Genomic DNA, 18,917 nt, shown 5'->3' on the forward strand with positions numbered 1-18,917 from the left:
CGGGCGCGTTCCCCCGTTCCGGGGAAGCGTCGGGCCCGCCGCCACTGGTCCCAGCCTAAAGGTGCGACTCTGCGCTCATGCCGCGATGCGAACAAGTCCTCACACCTGTGGACGGGGTCATCTCCCGTATGCGTGCGCTCGACGCGGCCCTGCCCGCGCGGGACGGGGTCGCGGTGTTCAACCGTGTCTACCTCACCGTCACGGAGGCCGTGGACCGGCGGATCGACGCGGGCCGTTTCCCGGACACGCGGGCGGCGATCACGCTGGACGTGCGGTTCGCGGAGCGCTATCTGGCGGCGGTGGACGCGGTGCCGAAGGAGCGGCGGCCACCGGCCTGCTGGCGTCCGCTGTTCCAGTTCCGCCGGCATCCCGGCGTACGTCCGCTGCAGTTCGCGCTCGCGGGCATCAACGCGCACATCGGCCACGATCTCGCGCTCGCCGTCGTGGACACCTGTCGCACGCTCGCCTGCGAACCCGTCGATCTGGAGGACGAGTTCGACCAAGTGGGCGATCTCCTCCTCTCGTTGGAGGACCGGATCCGCGAGGAGCTGACCCCGGGCCCCGAGTTGCTGCGGATCGCCGACCCGCTGACCCATCTGCTGGGCGCGTGGAGCCTGGAGCGCGCCCGGGACGCGGCCTGGACGGCGGCCCGCGCCCTGTGGGCGCTGCGCGGGCTGCCGGACGTCGCCGGGGAATTCACCGAACGCCTGGACACGGCGGTGGGCTTCGCCGGCCGCATGCTGCTCACCCCGCTGCCGGACTGATCCGGCGGCGGGGAAGCGGGCTCAGTCCTCGGGGAGCTCCACCGGGGCGATCTCGTCGTAGAGGTCGCCGGGGCCCGGGTTGGTCGGATCGGTCTCGCCGCCGAAGTGGTGCATGACGCCCCAGACCGCGTTCAGCGCGGTCTGGACGGCGCCCTCCGCCCAGCCGGCCGTCCAGGAGATGTCGTCACCGGCGAGGAAGATGCCCCGCTTGTCCTCGGGCAGCGCCTCCTGCATGAAGTGGGTGAACAGGCGGCGCTGATAGCGGTAGTGGCCGGGCAGGTTGGCCTTGAACGCGCCCATGAAGTAGGGCTCGTTCTCCCAGGAGACGGTCACCGGGTTGCCGATGACGTGCTTCCTGATGTCGACCTTGGGGTAGATCTCGCCGAGCGACTTCAGCATGACCTCCATCCGCTCGTTCGCGGACAGCGGCAGCCACTTCAGGCTGTCGTCGCACCAGGTGTAGGAGAGGCAGATGACGGCGGGCTTGTCCGGGCCGTCGTCCAGGAGGTACGTCCCACGGGTCATCCGGTCGGTGAGCGTCATCGACATGACGTCCCGGCCGGTCTCCTCGTCCTTGTCGAGCCAGAACGGCCGGTCCACGGGCACGAAGAGCTTGGAGCTCTCCATGTAGTGGGTGCGCTCGATGGCGGTCCAGTGGTCGATCGGGAAGAGCGAGTCGTCGCAGGCGATCTTGGACAGCAGCATCCAGGACTGGGCGGTGAAGATCGCCGCCCGGTAGGTACGGATGTCGCCGTCGGCGTCCGTCACCGTGATCCGGCTGCCCGCGGTGCGGTTGAGCCGGGTGACCGCCGGGCGGGGCTCGCCGTCCCTGTGCAGGGACTTCAGTGAGGTGCCGTACGGCCAGTGGACGATCTTCTCCGGCTCGCGCTCCCACAGGCGCAGGGGCAGCTGCTGGGAGCCGCCGACGATGCCGCGGTGGTGGTCGTCGGCCTCGGTGTAGACGACGCGGAGGATCTCCAGGATGGAGTTGGGGAAGTCGGTGTCCCAGCCGCCGGTGCCGAAGCCGACCTGGCCGAAGATCTCGCGGTGGCGGAAGGACTTGAAGGCCTCGGAGTCGCAGAGGAAGCCGTAGAAGGTCTGGTTGTCGAACTTCTCGACCAGCTTCGCCCAGATCTCCCGGATGCGCGGGACGTCGCGCTCGCGCAGGGCGCGGTTCATGTCGGAGAAGTCGGCACCCTCTTCGAGGCACTTGGCCCAGGCGTCGGCGACGTCCCGGTAGACCTGGGGCAGGTCGTCGAGGGTCTCGGCGTAGTGCGACTCGCCCTTCAGGTCGACGACGGTGGACGGCGTCGCCTCGGCGAGGGGATTGGGGAAGGGACGGGTCCGCAGTCCGACCAGGTCGATGTAGTGCTGGAGCGCCGTGGAGGACGGCGGGAAGCGCATCGCGCCCATCTCGGCGGTCAGCGAGGGGTCGCACCCGTCGAAGCCGACGGTCCGCAGCCGGCCGCCGATCCTGTCGGCCTCGTAGACGACGGGCTTGAGGCCCATCTTCATCAGCTCGTACGCGGCGACGATGCCGGACAGGCCGCCGCCGATCACCGCGACCTCGGTGCCGTGCTCGGTCGCCGGTACCTGTCCGAGGCCCGCCGGGTGGGCGAGGAAGTCGTCGTACGCGTACGGGAAGTCCGGGCCGAACATGGTGATCGGCGGCTGCTGCTCGTCGGCGTGCTCGATCGCGTTGGGCACGGTGGACGTCATGGGGTACGGACTCCTTGCACAGGTGAAGCGGGGGGCGGGGTGTTCAGACGAGGGACCCGTAGAGGCCGGGGCGGCGGTCGGTCAGATACGGGTTCGCCTCGCGGGAGGCGGCGAGGAACACCGGGTCGGCGTCGGCGAGGACCAGTTCCTCCCGGCGGCCGGCACGGGTGCGGGCCACTCCGTCGGGTCCGGCGAGGGTGGACAGCCCGACGAACTCGAACTCGCCCTCGCGGCCGACCCGGTTGACGTACGCCACGTACATCTGGTTCTCGAAGGCCCGCACCGGCACCAGGTGCTCGGCGACGAACTGGAACGGGTGCATCTGCGCGGTCGGCACCAGCAGGAGGTCGGTGCCGGCGAGGGCGTGGGCGCGCACGTTCTCCGGGAACTCGACGTCGTAGCAGATCATCAGGCCGACGGTGAGGCCGTTCAGCTCGGCCTGGACGACGGGCCGCTCGCCCGGTGTGAAGTGGTCGCGTTCGAAGCAGCCGAAGAGGTGGGTCTTGCGGTGGTTCGCGAGGCGGGTGCCGTCGGCGGAGATCAGCTGCACGGAGTTGAAGACGCGCTCGCCGTCCCGCTCGGGGTAGCCGTAGGCGACCGCCAGGCCGTGCCGGGCGGCGCTCTCCGCGACCGCGTCGGCCGCGTCGCCGTCGGCGGTCTCGGCGAGCCGGCCGATGTCGTCGCCGATCGCGTACCCCGTGAGGAACAGCTCCGAGGTGACGAGCAGCCCGGCGCCCGCGGCGGCGGCACGGCCGGCCGCCTCGTCGAGGACCTCGAGGTTCTCGGCGACGGATCCGGGCCGTCCGGAGCTCTGGAGCAGGGCGGTGCGCATGTGTGTTCCTCGTCGGTACGCGGGGGTTCGGGGGGCCAGTTAGAAGGTACGGTCGGCCGGCTCGGGCGGACAAGGCGGAGCCGTTGCGCGTCGGTGAGCGGTTCGTTGCGTCCGGTCCGGGGGTGGCGGCGATTCGTTGCGCGGGTCCTGTCCCCACGGCGTCGGTGGGCGCGGTGGGATCGCGGCCCGGCGCCGTACGGAGGGCTCCGCGTGGATGTGGGCCGGGGGTGCCCGCGCGGCCCGGCGCTTGCGGGGTGCCCCCCACTCCCGGCTTCGCTCGAGCGGGGCCTCATGAGCGGGAGGTACCTCCACCGCCCACCCGTGCCGCCCTGGGGGCACCTCCCAGGCATTCAAGGCACTGGGAGGCACGACTGCCCCCGGGAGCGGAGGCGTGCTGCGGCGGTTGCCCACGGGAACACGGGGGCGGCGGCACATGCCCTCACGGTCGCGCCTTGGCAGCCCCGGCGAGCAGCAGCACAGCCGTCGCCAGGTACGGCACCGCGAACACCGCGAAAGCGGTGCTGTGCGCGCCGCCCGAGGCGATCAGCGCGTAGCCGCCGTAGACCGCGACCGTCGCCAGCTCCGTGCCCAGGCCCGCCACCGAGGTGAGGGTGGCGCGGCCGGTGCCCTCGATGCGTCGCTGGAGACGGGCGTCGGCCAGCACGGTCGCCGCCTGGAAGCCACCGAAGGCGAGGGCGACGAGACCCAGCCCCCAGGGAGTGCCCTCGGCCGCGCCGACGGCCAGGGCGAGGCCGGCGCCGGCCAGCAGCGCGGCCAGCCCGCCCGTGCCGAACCGCTCGCCCTCCCCGGCCAGCAGGCTTCCCACGGTGGCACCGGCCCAGATCAGCAGGAGCAGCCAGGGCACCGTCCCGTCGGCGGCACCGGTCCCCCGCACCAGCAGCGGCGTGTACTCGTCGAGGGCTCCCCAGACGGCGCTCACGGCCGGGACGAGCAGCAGCGCCCCGCGTACGGACCGGTCGGCGCGGGCCTCGGCGAGTCCGGCGCGCAGGGCCGCCGTCCAGCTCCCGTGTCCGGTCCCCGGGGTGCGGTGCTCGGGGAAGCGGAGTGCCGTGGCCGCCGCCAGCAGACACACCAGCACGCTGGCGGCCCCGACGGCGGTGTGGCCGCCCCGGGCGAACACGGGGCCGGCGAGTCCCATCGCCGCCATGACGGCGACCAGTCCGGCCGCGCGGGCCCGGCCCATGGTCCGGGCGTAGCGGGCGGCCGCGTCGAGCCGTTCCAGTTCGTCGTGGACCAGGGCCTCGAGCGCGCCGGAGCCGAGCGCTCCGCCGGCGCCCCACAGCACGAAGCCGACGGCGAAGGCGCCGTACGACGGGAGCAGCACCCACAGGGCGAAGCCGGCGGCGGTCAGCAGCGGGCCGAGCCACAGCAGCAGCCGGCGGGAGACGGCGTCGGCCCAGGCGCCGGAGGGGACCTCCAGCAGCACGCCGGTCACCGACCAGAGGGCGAACAGGGACGAGATCTGCCAGACGGACAGACCGGTGTCGCTGAACAGCAGCGCGTACACCGGGTAGAGCAGGATGAAGTCTTCGAGGAACGCGTAGCCGTACAGCGTGGTCGTCAGCCGTCGCACGCGGACGTCGGAGGCACGCGTGGGCGTGGGAGTCATGAGGCCTTCCCGTAAGGGCGGTTCGGACACCGGACGTGGAGGACGTACGGCGTCCGAGGCGGCCCTCGGGAGGCGCGATCGGTGGATCAATGTCGCCAGGTCATGACACCGATACTACGGCGTGCGGCGTCTCAGGCGGGCGATCCCGACGAGAACCGCCGCAGCAGCGGGGACAGCACCAGCACGGACTTGGTCCGCTCGACGAACGGCTCGCCCGCGATGCGTTCCAGGACCCGTTCGAAGTGGCGCATGTCGGAGGCGAAGACCTGAGCGACCGCGTCCGCGTCACCGGTGACGGTGGAGGCGGCCACGACCTCCTGGTAGCGCTCCAGGCCCCGCTGGATGGTCTCCGGGGAGGTGTTGCCGCGGCAGTAGATCTCGACGAACCCCTCCGTCTCCCAGCCGAGGGCGGCCGGGTCCACCCGTACGGTGAATCCGGTGATGGCCCCGGTGGCGCGCAGCCGGTCCACGCGCCGTTTCACGGCGGGCGCGGACAGGCCGACGAGCTGGCCGATGTCCGCGTAGGAGCGGCGGGCGTCCTCGGCGAGGGCGTGCACGATGCGTTCGTCGAGATCGTTCAGCACTGCGGGTCGTTCACTTCGTTTCTGGTGCGGCGGGGGCGGCGAGCCGGGAGCGGCGGTAGCCGTACAGGAAGTAGAACACGAGGCCGACGGCCATCCAGACACCGAAGACCACCCAGGTGACGGTGGACAGGCTGCCCATCATCCACAGGCAGAACGCGAGGCCGACGGCGGGCAGGACCGGGGACAGCGGCACCCGGAAGGTGCGGGGCATGTCGGGACGGGTCCGGCGCAGCACCACGACGGCCACGTTGACCAGCGCGAAGGCGAACAGGGTGCCGATGCTGGTGGCGTCGGCGAGCTGGCCGAGCGGGACGGCGGCGGCCAGCACGCCGCAGAACAGGGACACGATCACGGTGTTGGTGCGGGGCGTGCCGGTCTTCGGGCTGACCCTGGCGAACGCCTTGGGCACCAGCCCGTCCCGGGCCATGGCGAACAGGATGCGGGTCTGGCCGTAGAGCACGGTCAGGACGACGCTCGCGATGGCGATGACGGCGCAGAACGCCAGCAGGGTGCCCCAGAAGCTCTGGCCGGTGACCTCGCGCATGATCTGGGCGAGCGCGGCCTCGGAGTCGGTGAAGTGCTGCCAGGGCTTGGCACCCACGGCGACGGCGGCGACCAGGACGTACAGCGCGGTGATGACGGCGAGCGACAGCAGGATCGCGCGGGGCAGGTCGCGCTGGGCGTTCTTCGCCTCCTCGCCGGCGGTGGAGGCGGCGTCGAAGCCGATGTACGAGAAGAAGAGCGTCGCCCCGGCGGCGCTGACGCCGGCCATGCCGAGCGGCATGAAGTTCTCGTAGTTGCCGGAGCGGAAGCCCTGGACGCCGATGGCGCAGAACAGCACCAGGGCGCCGATCTTCACGACGACCATGATCGTGTTGGCGCGGGCGGACTCGCGGGCGCCGCCCATCAGGAACGCCATGGCGAGCAGGACGACGATCAGCGCGGGCAGGTTGAAGACGCCGCCGTCGCCGGGCGGGGCGGAGAGCGCGGCCGGGATGGTGACACCGATGGTGCCGTCGAGCAGCTCGTTCAGGTACTCGCCCCAGCCGACGGCGACGGCGGCGACCGAGACGCCGTACTCCAGCATCAGGCACCAGCCGCAGACCCAGGCGATCAGCTCACCCATCGTTGCGTACGCATACGAGTAGGAGGAGCCGGAGACCGGGATGGCGCCCGCCAGCTCCGCGTAGGAGAGGGCGGAGAAGAGGGCCGTCAGACCGGCGATGACGAAGGACAGGGTGACGGCCGGACCGGCCTTGGGAACCGCCTCGCCGAGGACGACGAAGATACCGGTGCCGAGGGTGGCACCGATGCTGATCATGGTCAGCTGCCACAGTCCGAGGGAGCGCCGCAGCGAGCCGCCCTCACCCTGGCCACCCTCCGCGACCAGGCGTTCCACGGGCTTGCGGCGCATGAGGCGCGCGGCGACGCCCGGGGACAGCGGGGCGGCGGGGTGGCCGTTGTGCGGGGGTGCGCCTTGGTCGAGCACGCGCTGACTCCTTCGTCGCTGCCGGTCTTCCGCGGCAGGGACCGACGGCGTCCCGCGACAGCCGGGACCCGTCGAGCGGGGTCCTCGCCGCACCACGTACAGCGCGTAACCCTACGAGGTTCTTCGTTGCTCCTGAAATGCAGCAACCTTGCGCACCCCCGCAAGATCATTGCGTTACCGGCGGGGACGCGGGTGTTCGTTGCGCGAGGGCTTTCGACCGTTGCGCGCCGGCCCCCGTCGGCCCCGGGGCGGGGTCGACGGGGGCCGGACGGGAGTGAGGAGCCGTCAGCTCCAGCTGGCGTGCAGCGGCTTGCCCTCGGCGTAGCCGGCGGCGCTCTGGACGCCGACGACGGCCTTCTCGGCGAACTCCTCGAGCGATCCGGCCCCGGCGTAGGTGCAGGAGGAGCGGACGCCCGCGATGATCGAGTCGATCAGGTCCTCGACGCCGGGGCTGGCCGGGTCGAGGAACATGCGGGAGGTGGAGATGCCCTCCTCGAACAGTCCCTTGCGGGCGCGGTCGTACGCCGACTCCTCGGAGGTGCGGTTGCGCACGGCACGCGCGGAGGCCATGCCGAAGGACTCCTTGTAGGGGCGGCCGTCCGCGTCGTGCTGGAGGTCGCCCGGGGACTCGTAGGTCCCGGCGAACCAGGAGCCGACCATCACGTTGGACGCGCCGGCCGCGAGGGCCATCGCCACGTCGCGCGGGTGCCGGACACCGCCGTCGGCCCACACGTGCTTGCCGTACTTCCTCGCCTCGGCGGCGCACTCCAGGACGGCGGAGAACTGGGGCCGGCCGACGCCGGTCATCATGCGGGTGGTGCACATGGCGCCGGGGCCCACGCCGACCTTGACGATGTCGGCGCCGGCCTCGATCAGGTCGCGGACGCCCGCGGCGGCGACGACGTTGCCGGCGACGATCGGCACCCGCGGGTCGAGGTCGCGAACCAGCTTCAGCGCGCCGATCATCGACTCCTGGTGCCCGTGCGCGGTGTCGATGACGAGCGTGTCGACGCCGGCGTCCAGCAGTTGCCGGGCCTTGCCCGCCACGTCGCCGTTGATGCCGACGGCGGCGGCTATGCGGAGCCCGCCCCGCGCGTCGGTGGCCGGGGTGTACAGGGTGGCGCGCAGGGCGCCCTTGCGGGTCAGGATGCCCGCCAGACGGCCGTCCTCGTCCACGGCGGGCGCGTAGCGGCGATTGGCCGCGTCGAGGGTGTTGAAGGCCTCGCGCGGGTCCATGTCCGCGTCGATGAGGATCAGGTCCTTGGACATGACCTCCTCGAGCTGGGTGAAGCGGTCCACTCCGGACAGGTCGGTGTCGGTGACCACGCCGACCGGCCGGTGTCCGTCGTCGACGACGACGCCCGCGTTGTGCGCGCGCTTGGGCAGCAGGGCGAGCGCGTCGGCGACGGTCTGATGCGGGGCCAGCACGATCGGGGTGTCCAGGACGTGGTGGCGGCCCTTCACCCAGGAGACGACCTCGGTGACGACCTCGATCGGGATGTCCTGCGGGATGACGACGAGTCCACCGCGACGGGCCACGGTCTCGGCCATGCGGCGTCCGGCGATGGCGGTCATGTTCGCGACGACCAGCGGGATGGTGGTGCCGGTGCCGTCCGGCGAGCTGAGGTCCACGTCCTGCCGCGAGCCGACCGCGGAGCGGCTCGGCACCATGAAGACGTCGTCGTACGTCAGGTCGTACGCGGGCTGGATGTCGTTGAGGAAACGCACGTGCTGCACATCCCAGTCGATCAGAGGTGGCCCCCGGACAGGTCAGCCAGGGGGAAGAGCACGTACTTCATTGTCCCATGACGACCGGAATGCCAGCCCCGGGCAGATCGTCCAGGCTGGTCAGAGCCCTGCTCGGAGGATCCTCCAAGAGCCGGCGCCGCGGTGAGCGAGGCGGTCCGCCGCCTCGGCATCGGAAACCGGCGTGCCGGCGGTGGAGGACACCTCTCCCCCCTGCGCCATGAGACGACGGACAGGACCGACAAGACGCCGATCGGCCCCGGCACCGAGGACACCTGCGGCACGGCCCCGCCGTACCGTCCGCCGGACTGCGCACGGTCCGGCCGGTGGGCGCGGGAGCGGGGCCCGTCGCGGCACCGTGATGCCGGTGCCGGCGGGCCCGCCCCGTCCCACCCGGCGTCAGGGACCGTCCGGGTCCGCGCGGTTGAGGGCGGACCGCGGGGCGGTCCCCGCCGTCATCAGGTAGTCCGCGGCCGATGTGTCCGTCACCAGGCTGGTGACGAGGCCGGAGCGCAGTACGGCGTCGATCGCGGGCCCCTTGCGCTGGCCCCCCGCGATCGCGACGACCTCGGGGACCCGGCGCAGCTGGTCGGTCTTGACCGTGATGCACCGCTCCCCCAGGTCCCGGCCGACCCGGCGCCCCTCCACGTCGAAGAGGTGGGCGGACATCTCCGCGGCGACACCGAGGGAGGCGTAGTGCGCCCGCTCCTCGTCGCTGAGCATGTCGTGCACCGTGGAGATGCCCGGCTCCCAGGAACCGATGGAGACGCAGGCGACGGTGACCTTGTCGAAGTACTCGAAGGCCCGCGCGATGCCGGTCTGGTGGCGCAGTGCCTGAGCGGTGGCCGCGTCCGGCAGCAGCATCGGCGCGTAAATGGGGTGGGCGTCGCCGCCCGACACCTGCGCGGCGCGCCGCACGGCCTCCACCGAGCCGCGCTCGGCGGTCCCGGCGTCGTACACGCCCGTGAGCTGCACGACCGTACAGGGCGGCAGCCGGTCCAGGGCCGCCGCCATGTGGATGGTGGACCTGCCCCAGGCCAGACCCAGCACGTCCCCTTCGTCGACCAGCTCGCCGAGCAGGTCGGCGGCCACCTCTCCCAGGTTCTCGGGGTCGGGTGTCTCCTCGGACTCGGGCGGGGACTCGACCACGACGGCGTGCCTGAGGCCGTAGCGGGCGCGGAGCGCGTCGGAGCGCTCGGCGTCCAGCTCGGCCGGCACGCGGATCTCGATCCGTACGAGATCCCGTTCGAGGGCGGTCTCCAGGACCCGGGCCACCTTGAAGCGGCTGACGCCGAACTCCTCGGCGATCTGGATCTTGGATTTGCCCTCGAGGTAGAAGCGGCGGGCCATGGCCGCCGCCTGCACCAGCTCAGCGGGTCCCATCCGCATGGCTGACCGGCCCGCCGACATACCCGACACGGCGATCTCCTCACTGCTGTTCACACTCTGGATTCGCCGTTCATCCTTGCAGATCCGGCGCGGTCGATCAGCCCTGCCGGGCGCCGTTCACGTTCCTGACGCTCAGTGGTCGCATGCCCACGACGCCTTCGCCGTCGCGGCCTCCGCCTGGTTGCGCAATGCACGTACCGCCTCGGCCGGGTCCGATGCCCCGTACACGGCGGAACCCGCGACGAAGACATCGGCGCCGGCGTCCGCGCACCGCTCGATGGTGGACGCCGAGACCCCGCCGTCGACCTGGAGCCAGAGCTCGAGACCGTGCTTGTTGATCAACTCGCGGGTGCGGCGAATCTTCGGAAGCATGATGTCGAGAAAGGCCTGGCCCCCGAATCCCGGCTCGACCGTCATGATCAGCAGCATGTCGAGTTCGGGGAGCAGGTCCTCGTACGGCTCGACGGGGGTCGCCGGCCTCAGCGCCATGGAGGCACGGGCGCCCTTGGCGCGGATCTCCCGGGCGAGCCGCACGGGCGCGGTGGCCGCCTCGGCATGGAAGGTGACCGAACCGGCCCCCGCCTCCACATACTGGGGCGCCCATCGGTCGGGGGCCTCGATCATCAGATGGCAGTCCAGCGGAGTGTCCGTCGCCCGGGCGAGCGACTCCACGACCGGCACACCGAGCGTGAGGTTCGGGACGAAATGGTTGTCCATGACGTCGACGTGGAGCCAGTCGGCTCCTTCCACCGCCTTCGCCTCGTCGGCGAGGCGGGCGAAGTCGGCGGACAGGATGCTGGGGCTGATCTGCGGGGCCATGCGTCAAGACTGCCATGCCCTCCGGGGGTTGTGCGCATGGGTCCCGTGCGGGGACGGTCGTGCGTGGCCTGCGGGCCGGTCGCGGCCGGTCGCGCCCACGCGGCGGAGCCGTGGATGTTACTGTCCCGCGCCCTTTGCGGGGCGCTGCTGCGGAGGTGGCTGTGACAGGTGGCCGAGGTGTCGCGCGGCTGGTGTGCGGGCGGCGTTCCAAATGGCTGGTGCTCGGTCTGTGGGTGGTGGTGCTGTTCTCGGTGGCGCCGTTCGCCCAGAAGCTGGCCGATGCACAGGACAACGACGCGGCCTCTTGGCTGCCGGGGTCCGCCGAGTCCACGCAGGTGCTGGAGATCTCCGAGGACTTCCGGCCCGAGCAGATCCCCGCGATCGTGGTCTACGCGCGGGACAGCGGGCTGACGGCCGCCGACCGGGCGCGGATCGCCGAGGACGTGGAGCAGCTCAAGCGGCTGAGCGACCACGGCATCAGGGGTGACGAGACCCGCGGCCCGGCCTTCGACCGGGAGGCCGGCCCCCGTGCCGCGCAGATCTTCGTGCCGATCACGATGGACGCACAGGGCTGGGAGCGGATCGGACCCGCCGTCGACGCCGTCCGGGACGACGTCGGCGAGAGCGGCGACGGGCTCGCGGTGCACATCACCGGCCCCGGCGGCACGTCGGCGGACTTCGCCGAGGCGTTCGAGGGCATCGACTCCACGCTGCTGCTGTCCGCGATGGCCGTCGTCGTCGTGATGCTGCTGATCACCTACCGCAGCCCCACCCTGCTGCTGGCGCCGCTGCTCGCGGTGATCTGCGCGCTGTTCACGGCGCAGGCCCTGATCTACTTCCTGGCCGAGTACGCGGGCCTGACGGTCAACGGGCAGAGCGCCGGCATCCTCACCGTGCTCGTCTTCGGCGCGGGCACCGACTACGCCCTGCTGCTGGTCGCCCGCTACCGGGAGGAGCTGCGCCGGCACGAGGACCGGCACGAGGCGATGGCGCTGGCCCTGCACCGCGCGGGCCCGGCGGTGCTCGCCTCCGGCGCGACCGTCGTCCTGAGCATGCTGGTGCTGCTGACCGCCGAGATGAACTCCACCCGGGGCCTCGGCCCGGTCGCCGCGATCGGTGTCGCGGTCGCCCTGCTGGCCATGCTGACGCTCTTCCCGGCGCTGCTGGTCATCTGCGGCCGGTGGATCTTCTGGCCGGTGATCCCGCACCACGGCGCCCCCGACCCGGCCGAGCGGGGCGTGTGGGCCCGCACCGGCCGCGGCATCGCCCGCCGCCCGCGCCTGATCTGGGGCGTGACGGCGGTGGTGCTGGCGATCTGCTCGCTGGGCCTGATCCAGCTCCGCGCGGAGGGCATCGGCAACGCGGACGCGTTCACCGGGAAACCGGACTCGATCACCGGGCAGGAGGTCTCCGCGCGGTACTTCCCGGCCGGCAGCGGCGATCCGCTGGTCGTCGTCGGCAACCGGGCGCAGGCCGAACAGGTCGGCCGCGCGGTCGCCGGTACGGAGGGGGTCGTGCCGGAGTCCCTCGGACTGCCCCCGGGCACGAAGCCGTCGTTCGAGGGCAAGGTGCTCTTCGAGGCCACCATGACCGCCCCGTCGGACAGCGAGGCGGCCAAGCAGACCGTGGAGCGGGTCCGTGACGCCGTCCACGCGGTACCGGACGCCGACGCCCGGGTCGGCGGCGGTACGGCGGCGCTGCTGGACATGGACAGGGCGACCACCCACGACAACATGCTGATCATCCCGCTGGTGCTGGTGGTCGTCCTGCTGATCCTGTGCGCGCTGCTGCGCGCCCTGATCGCCCCGCTGCTGCTGATCGCGACGGTGATCCTGTCGTTCGCGGCGGCGCTCGGCCTCAGCGCCCTGGCCTTCCGGCACGTCTTCGACTACGCGGGCGAGTCGACCGACTTCCCGCTGTTCGTGTTCGTCTTCCTGGTGGCGCTGGGCATCGACTACAACATCTTCCTGACCACCCGCATCCGCGAGGAGGCCATCCGCCAGGGCACCCGGCCGGGCGTGGTCACCGGCCTCGCGGCCACGGGAGCCGTCATCACCTCGGCGGGCCTGGTCCTCGCCGGCACCTTCGCCGCCCTCGGCACGCTGCCCATGGTCGCGTTCGCCGAGATCGGCTTCGCGGTCGCCCTGGGCGTGCTCCTGGACACCTTCGTGGTGCGGTCGGTGCTGGTCACGTCCCTGTTCCTGGACGTCGGCCCGAAGGTGTGGTGGCCGCACCCGCTGGCCCACGAGGACGGCGGCGAGGTGAGGGAGCCCGAGGAGAGCGTCAGCCGGTCCGGCGGATGAGGGCCAGGTACATCGCGTCGGTGCCGTGCAGATGCGGCCACAGCTGTACGTCGGGGCCCTCGCCCAGATCCGGTACGCCGGGCAGCAGCGGCCGGGCGTCGATCAGATCGGTGTCCGGGTACTGCTTGAGGAGGTCGGCGACCACGGCCCGGGTCTCCGCGAGGTGCGGGGAGCACGTGGCGTAGCCGACGACACCGCCGACCCGTACGGACTCCAGGGCGGTGCGCAGCAGCCCGCGCTGGAGGGGGGCGAAGCCGTCCAGATCCTCCGGGCGGCGCCGCCAGCGCGCCTCGGGGCGGCGGCGCAGGGCGCCCAGCCCGGTGCACGGCACGTCGACCAGCACCCGGTCGAAGCTTCCGGGGAGCCACGGCGGGCGCGTCCCGTCGGCGGCGACGACCTGGTACGGTCCCGGGTTCCCGGCGAGCGCCTTCGCCACAAGACCGGCCCGGTGCGGCTGCTTCTCGGAGGCCAGCAGCACGGCGCCCCGCTCGGCGGCGAGCGCGCCGAGCAGCGCGGCCTTCCCGCCCGGTCCGGCGCACCCGTCCAGCCACATCCGGTCGGGTCCCTCGACGGGCACGTCGGCGAGCGCGAGCGCGACGAGCTGGCTGCCCTCGTCCTGCACGCCGGCCCGGCCCTCCGCGACCGCCGGGACGGCGCCCGGCTCCCCGCCCTCGGTGAGCCGCACCGCGTACGGCGACCAACGGCCGGCGACGGCGGCCTCCTCGTCGAGCAGTTCGGCGGTCGTCGCCCGCCCGGGACGGGCGACCAGGGTCACCTCGGGCCGCTCGTTGTCGGCCCGCAGCAGCTCCTCGATGCCGGCGCGTCCACCACCGAGGGAGTCCCACAGCGCGGAGACGACCCAGCGGGGGTGCGAGTGCACGACGGCGAGGTGGTCCTCGGGGTCCTCGTCGTAGGGCGGCGCGACCCGCTCCAGCCAGCCGTCGAGATCGTCCTGCGCGATTTTCCGCAGCACGGCGTTGACGAATTTGGCGCGGCCGTCGCCGAGCACCACCCGGGCCAGCTCGACGGTGGCGGACACGGCGGCGTGCGTCGGGATCCGCGTACCGAGCAGCTGGTGCGCGCCGAGGTTCAGCACGTCCAGTACCGGCGGGTCCACCTCGCGCAGCGGCCGGTCGACACAGGCGGCGACGACCGCGTCGTACGTCCCCTGACGGCGCAGCGTGCCGTACACCAGCTCGGTCGCGAGTGCCGCGTCGCGTGCGTCGAAGTCGCCGTTCTCCCGCGCCTTGCGCAGCAGCGGGGGCAGGACGAGGTTGGCGTACGCGTCCCGCTCGTCGACGGCCCGCAGGGCCTCGAAGGCGAGGATGCGGACGGGGTCCTTCTCGGGCCGGCGGTAGGGCTTGGCGGGCCTGCGGGGCCGACGGGGCTGGTCGCTCACGAAAAAGTGCTCCGGATGTGGGGTGAAGTGCGCGGTCCAGCCTACGTCGTGAAGGTCCCGGGGCGTCAGGCGCCGACGGTCTCCCCGGCGGCGATCCGCACCCCGCGCGCCCAGTCCGCCGCCCGCATCGGCTTCTTGCCCTGGGGCTGCACCCACAGCAGCTCCACGGCGTACGAACCGGTGCCCACGTACACGTTGTTCTTGCCGACGGACAGCTGCCCGGGCGCGAGGTCGGCCAGATCCGGTACGGGGGCGGCCTGCACGATCTTGAGGCGCTCGCCCCGGAAGGTGGTCCAGGCGCCGGGCGCGGGGGTGCAGCCGCGCACCACCCGGTCGACGCGCAGCGCCGGGGCGCCCCAGTCGACGTGGGCGTCCTCGACGGTGACCTTGGGGGCGAGGCTGATGCCGTCCGCGGGCTGCGGCACGGCCTTCAGGGCGCCGTCCTCGATGCCGTCCATGGTGGCGGCGAGCAGCCCGGCGCCGGCGAAGGCGAGCCGGGTGAGCAGGTCGCCGCTGGTGTCGGTGGGGCGGATCTCCTCGGTGACGGTGCCGTAGACGGGCCCGGAGTCGAGACCCTCCTCGATGAGGAAGGTGGCGGCGCCGGTGATCTCGTCGCCGGCCATGATGGCGTGCTGCACGGGCGCGGCGCCGCGCCAGGCGGGCAGCAGCGAGAAGTGCAGGTTGACCCAGCCCCGGGCGGGGATGTCGAGGGCGGCCCTGGGGAGGAGGGCGCCGTAGGCGACGACGGGGCAGCAGTCCGGCGCGATCTCCTTGAGCCGCTCCAGGAACTCCGGGTCCCTGGGCCTGCCCGGCTTCAGTACCTCGATCCCGGCCTCCTCCGCCCGCTCGGCGACGGGGGAGGCGACGAGCCTGCGCCCCCGTCCGGCGGGCGCGTCGGGCCGTGTGACGACGGCGGCCACCTCGTGCCGCCCGGAGGCGAGAAGAGCGTCCAGTGCGGGAACGGCGACCTCGGGGGTACCGGCGAAGACGAGCTTCATGGGGTGCTTGGGGCCTCTCGGGCGAGGACGGGCAAGGGCGGCGCACCAGTCTATGGGGGTGTCGACGGAACCACCCGTGCGGGGAGAGCCGCCGACGGCGAGGCAGCCCCACGGCAAACGTCCGCCTCTGGACCCACTGGAAACGGGTGGTACGCGGTGGGGAGACACGCCGAGGCCGAAGGCCGAGGCGCACACCCCCGCCGGGGGCGTGCGCATATGCCGCCACGCCCCCACCCCGTGACCAGCGGAGCGATCCCGCGTTGGTCAAGAAAGAGTTGACCACGGGCCCCGACACGGGCTCGATTCCTTTCACGCCGGTTCGAGAGGCTTGTTCATGGCCGACCACGCAACCCACGACGCCCAGGCTCGGGCCAGCCTGCACTTGCTGGTGCGGGACATCGAGCGGGTCCGCCGGCAGGTGGACGCGCTGCGCACACTCACCGCCCAGCTGGGCAACGTCTACCGCCCGCGCCGCTCCGGCCCCTCCACGGGCTTCGTCGTCTACGGACGTGCCCCCGCCCCCACGGTCCGTCTCGCCCAGGAGCTGCGGGACAGTGTCGAGACCCTGGTCACGGCGGCCGTGGACTTCGACCGTTCCCTGGGCTTCTCGTGGGACGCCGTGGGCTCGGCGCTCGGGGTCACCAAGCAGGCGGTCCACCGCCGCTACGGCGCCCGTCGCACCGCCGCCCAGGCGTCCGCGGCCGCCGAGGCCGCCGCGGAGGCGCCGGGCACGCGCACGGTGAACGCGGTCGCCGGCGTCACCGCGGTGCCGACGGTCCCCGCGGCCCACTCCATGCCGACCCAGCCCACGGCCGGCAGTCCGTCCCTCCTCGACGACCCACGCCCGACGGCCTTACCCTCCCCCCGCAACGGCTGAGCCCCCGCTCGCCGCACCCCGCCGCGCCCTCCCGGGAGGCACCCCCCCCCGCCCGGGGGCGCGCCGCCCCCCGCGGGGGGGTGTAAAAAAAAACACACCCACCCCGCGCGCGCCCCCCCGCCGCGCCCCCCCGGGTGGCCCCGCCTCCGGGAGGGCGCGGCGCGTCCCGGCGGGTTCAGCCGATGTCCGGGGGGTCGATCCGGATCCATACGGGGGTCTTCCCGCCCCGGGCCGTGCGTGTCGCCTGGGCGGACTTCAGCGCGGCGGTCAGTGCGGCGCCGCTGCCGGGAGGTACCCGGACCAGTGCCCGGTCCCAGTGCTCGCCGGGGGGCGGTGCGCCCGGCCGGCGCGGGCGGCCCGCCGGGGTGACCGGCAGGGGCACCGGACCCAGGATCTCCGCCCGCGCGGGCAGCTCCACCGCGCGGAGGAACTCGGCCACCGCCTCACCCGGCCCCGACACCGCCGCCATCCGGGACACCGGCGGGAACCCCAGTTCGCCCCGCTCGGCCAGTTCCCGTACCGCGTGCCCGACCGGGTCCCACCGGACCAGCGCCTGCACGGGACGCAGGGTCGGCTCGGCGACCACGACCACCGTGCCGCCCGCCGGCTGCGGCCGGACCAGCGCCGCCGCGCCGATCCAGCGGCGCAACGCGTCCTCGCCGGCCCGCAGATCGGGCCGGCTCAGCATGGCCCACCCGTCCAGCAGCAGCGCCGCCGCGTAACCGCCCTCGGCCACCGGCTCCGCGCCGGGTGTGCTCACCACCAGCGCGGGTGTCCCCGGCACCGTGTCCAGCACGTGCTCGCGCCCCGAGGTCCGCACCGGGACCGCGGGGAAGGCCCGGCCCAGCTCCTCGGCGGTCCGCCGCGCCCCGACCACCTGGGCCCGCAACCGGAACCCGCCGCACTCGGGGCAGTGCCAGCCGCCCTCCTCGCGCCCGCACCATTCACACCGCAGGTCGTCGGCCCCCTGTGCCTGCAACGGCCCGGAGCAGTGCCGGCACCGCGCGGGAGCCCGGCAGCCGGCGCACGCCATCCGCGGCACATAGCCACGGCGGGGCACCTGCACGAGCACCGGCCCGTGCCGCAGCCCCTCCCTGGCGGCCTGCCAGGCGAGGCTCGGCAGCCGCGCCGCGCGGGCGGCCTCGTCACGGGCGAGGTCCCCGTCCCCCACGGTCCGCACCAGCGGCGCGGCGGCCCGCACCCGCTCCCTCCCGGCGACCAGCGGCCGGGCCCAGCCGGTCTCCACCAACTGGGCGGCCTCCACGGTGCAGTTCCAGCTGCCCAGCAGGAAGCCGCACCTGTCCTGCGCCGCCCGCAGCAGCAGCACTTCGCGGGCATGCGGCTGCGGGGCGTGCTGCTCGCTGTGGCTGTCGTCGCCGTCGTCCCAGACGGCGACCAGTCCGAGGTCCCGCACCGGCGCGAACATCGCCGCCCGCGTCCCGATGACGGCCCGTACGGAGCCCCGCCGCACGGCGAGCCACCGCGCGTACCGCTTCTCCGGTCCGGCGTCGGCGGTGAGGACCGCGTGCCGCCCCTCCCCCAGCAGTTCGGTGAGCGCCGCGTCGACGCGGGCCACGGTCCTTCCGTCCGGCAGGACGACCAGCGCGCCGCGCCCGGAGGCCAGGGTCGCGGCGACGGCCCGGGCCAGTTCCTCGCTCCACCGCGGCCCCGGCAGCGCGTTCCACACGGCCCGTGGGGCGCCTCCCGAGGCCAGGGACTCCAGGAACGCGGGCCCCTGCTCGTACCGCTCCCAGGAGTCGGGTGCGGGCGCCGGGGGTGGCGGCAGCGGGTCGGGCGAGGGCCGTCGCTCCGCGCGGGCGCTGCGCGGCGGCACGGCGAGCTGGAGGACGTCGGCGAGGCTGCCCGCGTACCGGTCGGCGACCGCGCGGGCGAGGCCCAGCAGCTCCTCGCCGAGCACCGGTTCGGGCGAGACGACCTGCGCCAGTGCCGCCAGGGGCCCCGGGTAGTCGGACTCGGCGAGGCGCTCGACGAGGAACCCGTCGATCAGCCCGCCGCCCTCACGCCGCCCCTCCCGCACCCGGTGCCGTCCGGCCCCGAACCGTACCCGCACCCGCACCCCCGGTTGCGCGTCGGCGTCCAGCTCCTCGGGCACGGCGTAGTCGAAGTAGCGGTCGAGGTGGAGCACGCCCTTGTCGACGAGGACCCGGGCGACGGGCAGCTCCTCGGCGAGCGCGGCGCCGCGCCAGGTGCGCGGTTTGGCCCGGGGCGCCCTGGCCTTGCGCACGCTCTCCCGGATGAGCGCGAGCTGCTCGGGCGGCGCGCCCTGCGCGCCGCCCTCCTGCTGTCCGTTCTCGCTGCTCACGCCTGCATTCTTACCAAACACGACTGACAGCGGCGCCGGACCCGG

Annotated in this window: 14 protein-coding genes; 3 read left to right on the forward strand and 11 right to left on the reverse strand. The window is 73.4% G+C overall.

Annotated elements, in window-relative coordinates; genetic code table 11:
- Positions 1–77 precede the first annotated feature (77 nt).
- A complete protein-coding gene (locus tag ACFXAE_RS17435; protein WP_384714898.1) occupies positions 78–764 on the forward strand; it encodes a DUF5995 family protein in 687 nt (228 codons plus the stop codon).
- A gap of 21 nt (positions 765–785) precedes the next feature.
- On the opposite strand, the gene ACFXAE_RS17440 is transcribed toward ACFXAE_RS17435, so the two are convergent.
- The 8 genes from ACFXAE_RS17440 to rpe all read right to left on the reverse strand — a co-directional run bounded on the left by ACFXAE_RS17440 (position 786) and on the right by rpe (position 10,972).
- Complete coding sequence (locus ACFXAE_RS17440) at positions 786–2,483, reverse strand: flavin monoamine oxidase family protein (RefSeq protein WP_384714901.1); 1,698 nt, start codon at positions 2,481–2,483, stop codon at positions 786–788.
- A gap of 43 nt (positions 2,484–2,526) precedes the next feature.
- Positions 2,527–3,315, reverse strand: a complete 789-nt coding sequence (locus ACFXAE_RS17445; protein WP_384714904.1) for a carbon-nitrogen hydrolase family protein — start codon at positions 3,313–3,315, stop codon at positions 2,527–2,529.
- A gap of 439 nt (positions 3,316–3,754) precedes the next feature.
- Positions 3,755–4,945 carry an MFS transporter gene (locus ACFXAE_RS17450; RefSeq protein WP_384714907.1) on the reverse strand — a complete coding sequence of 397 codons (1,191 nt, stop codon included), beginning with the start codon at positions 4,943–4,945 and terminating at the stop codon, positions 3,755–3,757.
- A gap of 131 nt (positions 4,946–5,076) precedes the next feature.
- Positions 5,077–5,529: an Lrp/AsnC family transcriptional regulator gene (locus ACFXAE_RS17455; RefSeq protein WP_103545112.1), complete on the reverse strand. Its 453-nt coding sequence runs from the start codon at positions 5,527–5,529 to the stop codon at positions 5,077–5,079.
- Positions 5,530–5,539: 10 nt separating this feature from the next.
- Positions 5,540–7,018 (reverse strand): amino acid permease, encoded by a 1,479-nt coding sequence (locus ACFXAE_RS17460; protein ID WP_384714910.1) that lies wholly within the window; start codon positions 7,016–7,018, stop codon positions 5,540–5,542.
- 285 nt (positions 7,019–7,303) lie between these two features.
- Positions 7,304–8,746, reverse strand: coding sequence for a GuaB1 family IMP dehydrogenase-related protein (locus ACFXAE_RS17465; protein WP_384715119.1), 1,443 nt, complete (start codon positions 8,744–8,746; stop codon positions 7,304–7,306).
- 417 nt (positions 8,747–9,163) lie between these two features.
- Positions 9,164–10,207 carry a sugar-binding transcriptional regulator gene (locus tag ACFXAE_RS17470; protein WP_384714913.1) on the reverse strand — a complete coding sequence of 348 codons (1,044 nt, stop codon included), beginning with the start codon at positions 10,205–10,207 and terminating at the stop codon, positions 9,164–9,166.
- A gap of 78 nt (positions 10,208–10,285) precedes the next feature.
- The gene (gene rpe / locus ACFXAE_RS17475) at positions 10,286–10,972 is read right to left on the reverse strand and encodes a ribulose-phosphate 3-epimerase (RefSeq protein ID WP_384714916.1); all 687 of its coding nucleotides are present in this window, start codon (positions 10,970–10,972) and stop codon (positions 10,286–10,288) included.
- A 161-nt stretch (positions 10,973–11,133) separates the two neighbouring features.
- On the opposite strand from rpe, the gene ACFXAE_RS17480 reads away from it, so the two are divergent.
- A complete protein-coding gene (locus ACFXAE_RS17480) occupies positions 11,134–13,275 on the forward strand; it encodes an MMPL family transporter (RefSeq protein ID WP_384714919.1) in 2,142 nt (713 codons plus the stop codon).
- Here the strand turns inward: ACFXAE_RS17480 and ACFXAE_RS17485 are convergent.
- Together ACFXAE_RS17485 and fmt are read right to left on the reverse strand one after the other, a co-directional pair.
- Positions 13,256–14,674 carry an RsmB/NOP family class I SAM-dependent RNA methyltransferase gene (locus ACFXAE_RS17485; protein WP_384714922.1) on the reverse strand — a complete coding sequence of 473 codons (1,419 nt, stop codon included), beginning with the start codon at positions 14,672–14,674 and terminating at the stop codon, positions 13,256–13,258. The two genes, ACFXAE_RS17480 and ACFXAE_RS17485, sit on opposite strands and share 20 nt — an antisense overlap.
- A 65-nt stretch (positions 14,675–14,739) precedes the next feature.
- Entirely contained in the window at positions 14,740–15,672 is a 933-nt protein-coding gene (gene fmt / locus ACFXAE_RS17490) for a methionyl-tRNA formyltransferase (RefSeq protein ID WP_384714925.1), read from the reverse strand.
- 334 nt (positions 15,673–16,006) lie between these two features.
- Between fmt and ACFXAE_RS17495 the strand changes: the two genes are divergently transcribed.
- Complete coding sequence (locus ACFXAE_RS17495; RefSeq protein ID WP_384714927.1) at positions 16,007–16,549, forward strand: hypothetical protein; 543 nt, start codon at positions 16,007–16,009, stop codon at positions 16,547–16,549.
- Positions 16,550–16,724: 175 nt separating this feature from the next.
- On the opposite strand, the gene ACFXAE_RS17500 is transcribed toward ACFXAE_RS17495, so the two are convergent.
- Positions 16,725–18,872, reverse strand: a complete 2,148-nt coding sequence (locus tag ACFXAE_RS17500; RefSeq protein WP_384714930.1) for a primosomal protein N' — start codon at positions 18,870–18,872, stop codon at positions 16,725–16,727.
- Positions 18,873–18,917: the final 45 nt, after the last annotated feature.

Source organism: Streptomyces sp. NPDC059454, from assembly GCF_042749965.1.
In the GTDB taxonomy this organism is placed as follows: Bacteria; Actinomycetota; Actinomycetes; order Streptomycetales; family Streptomycetaceae; genus Streptomyces.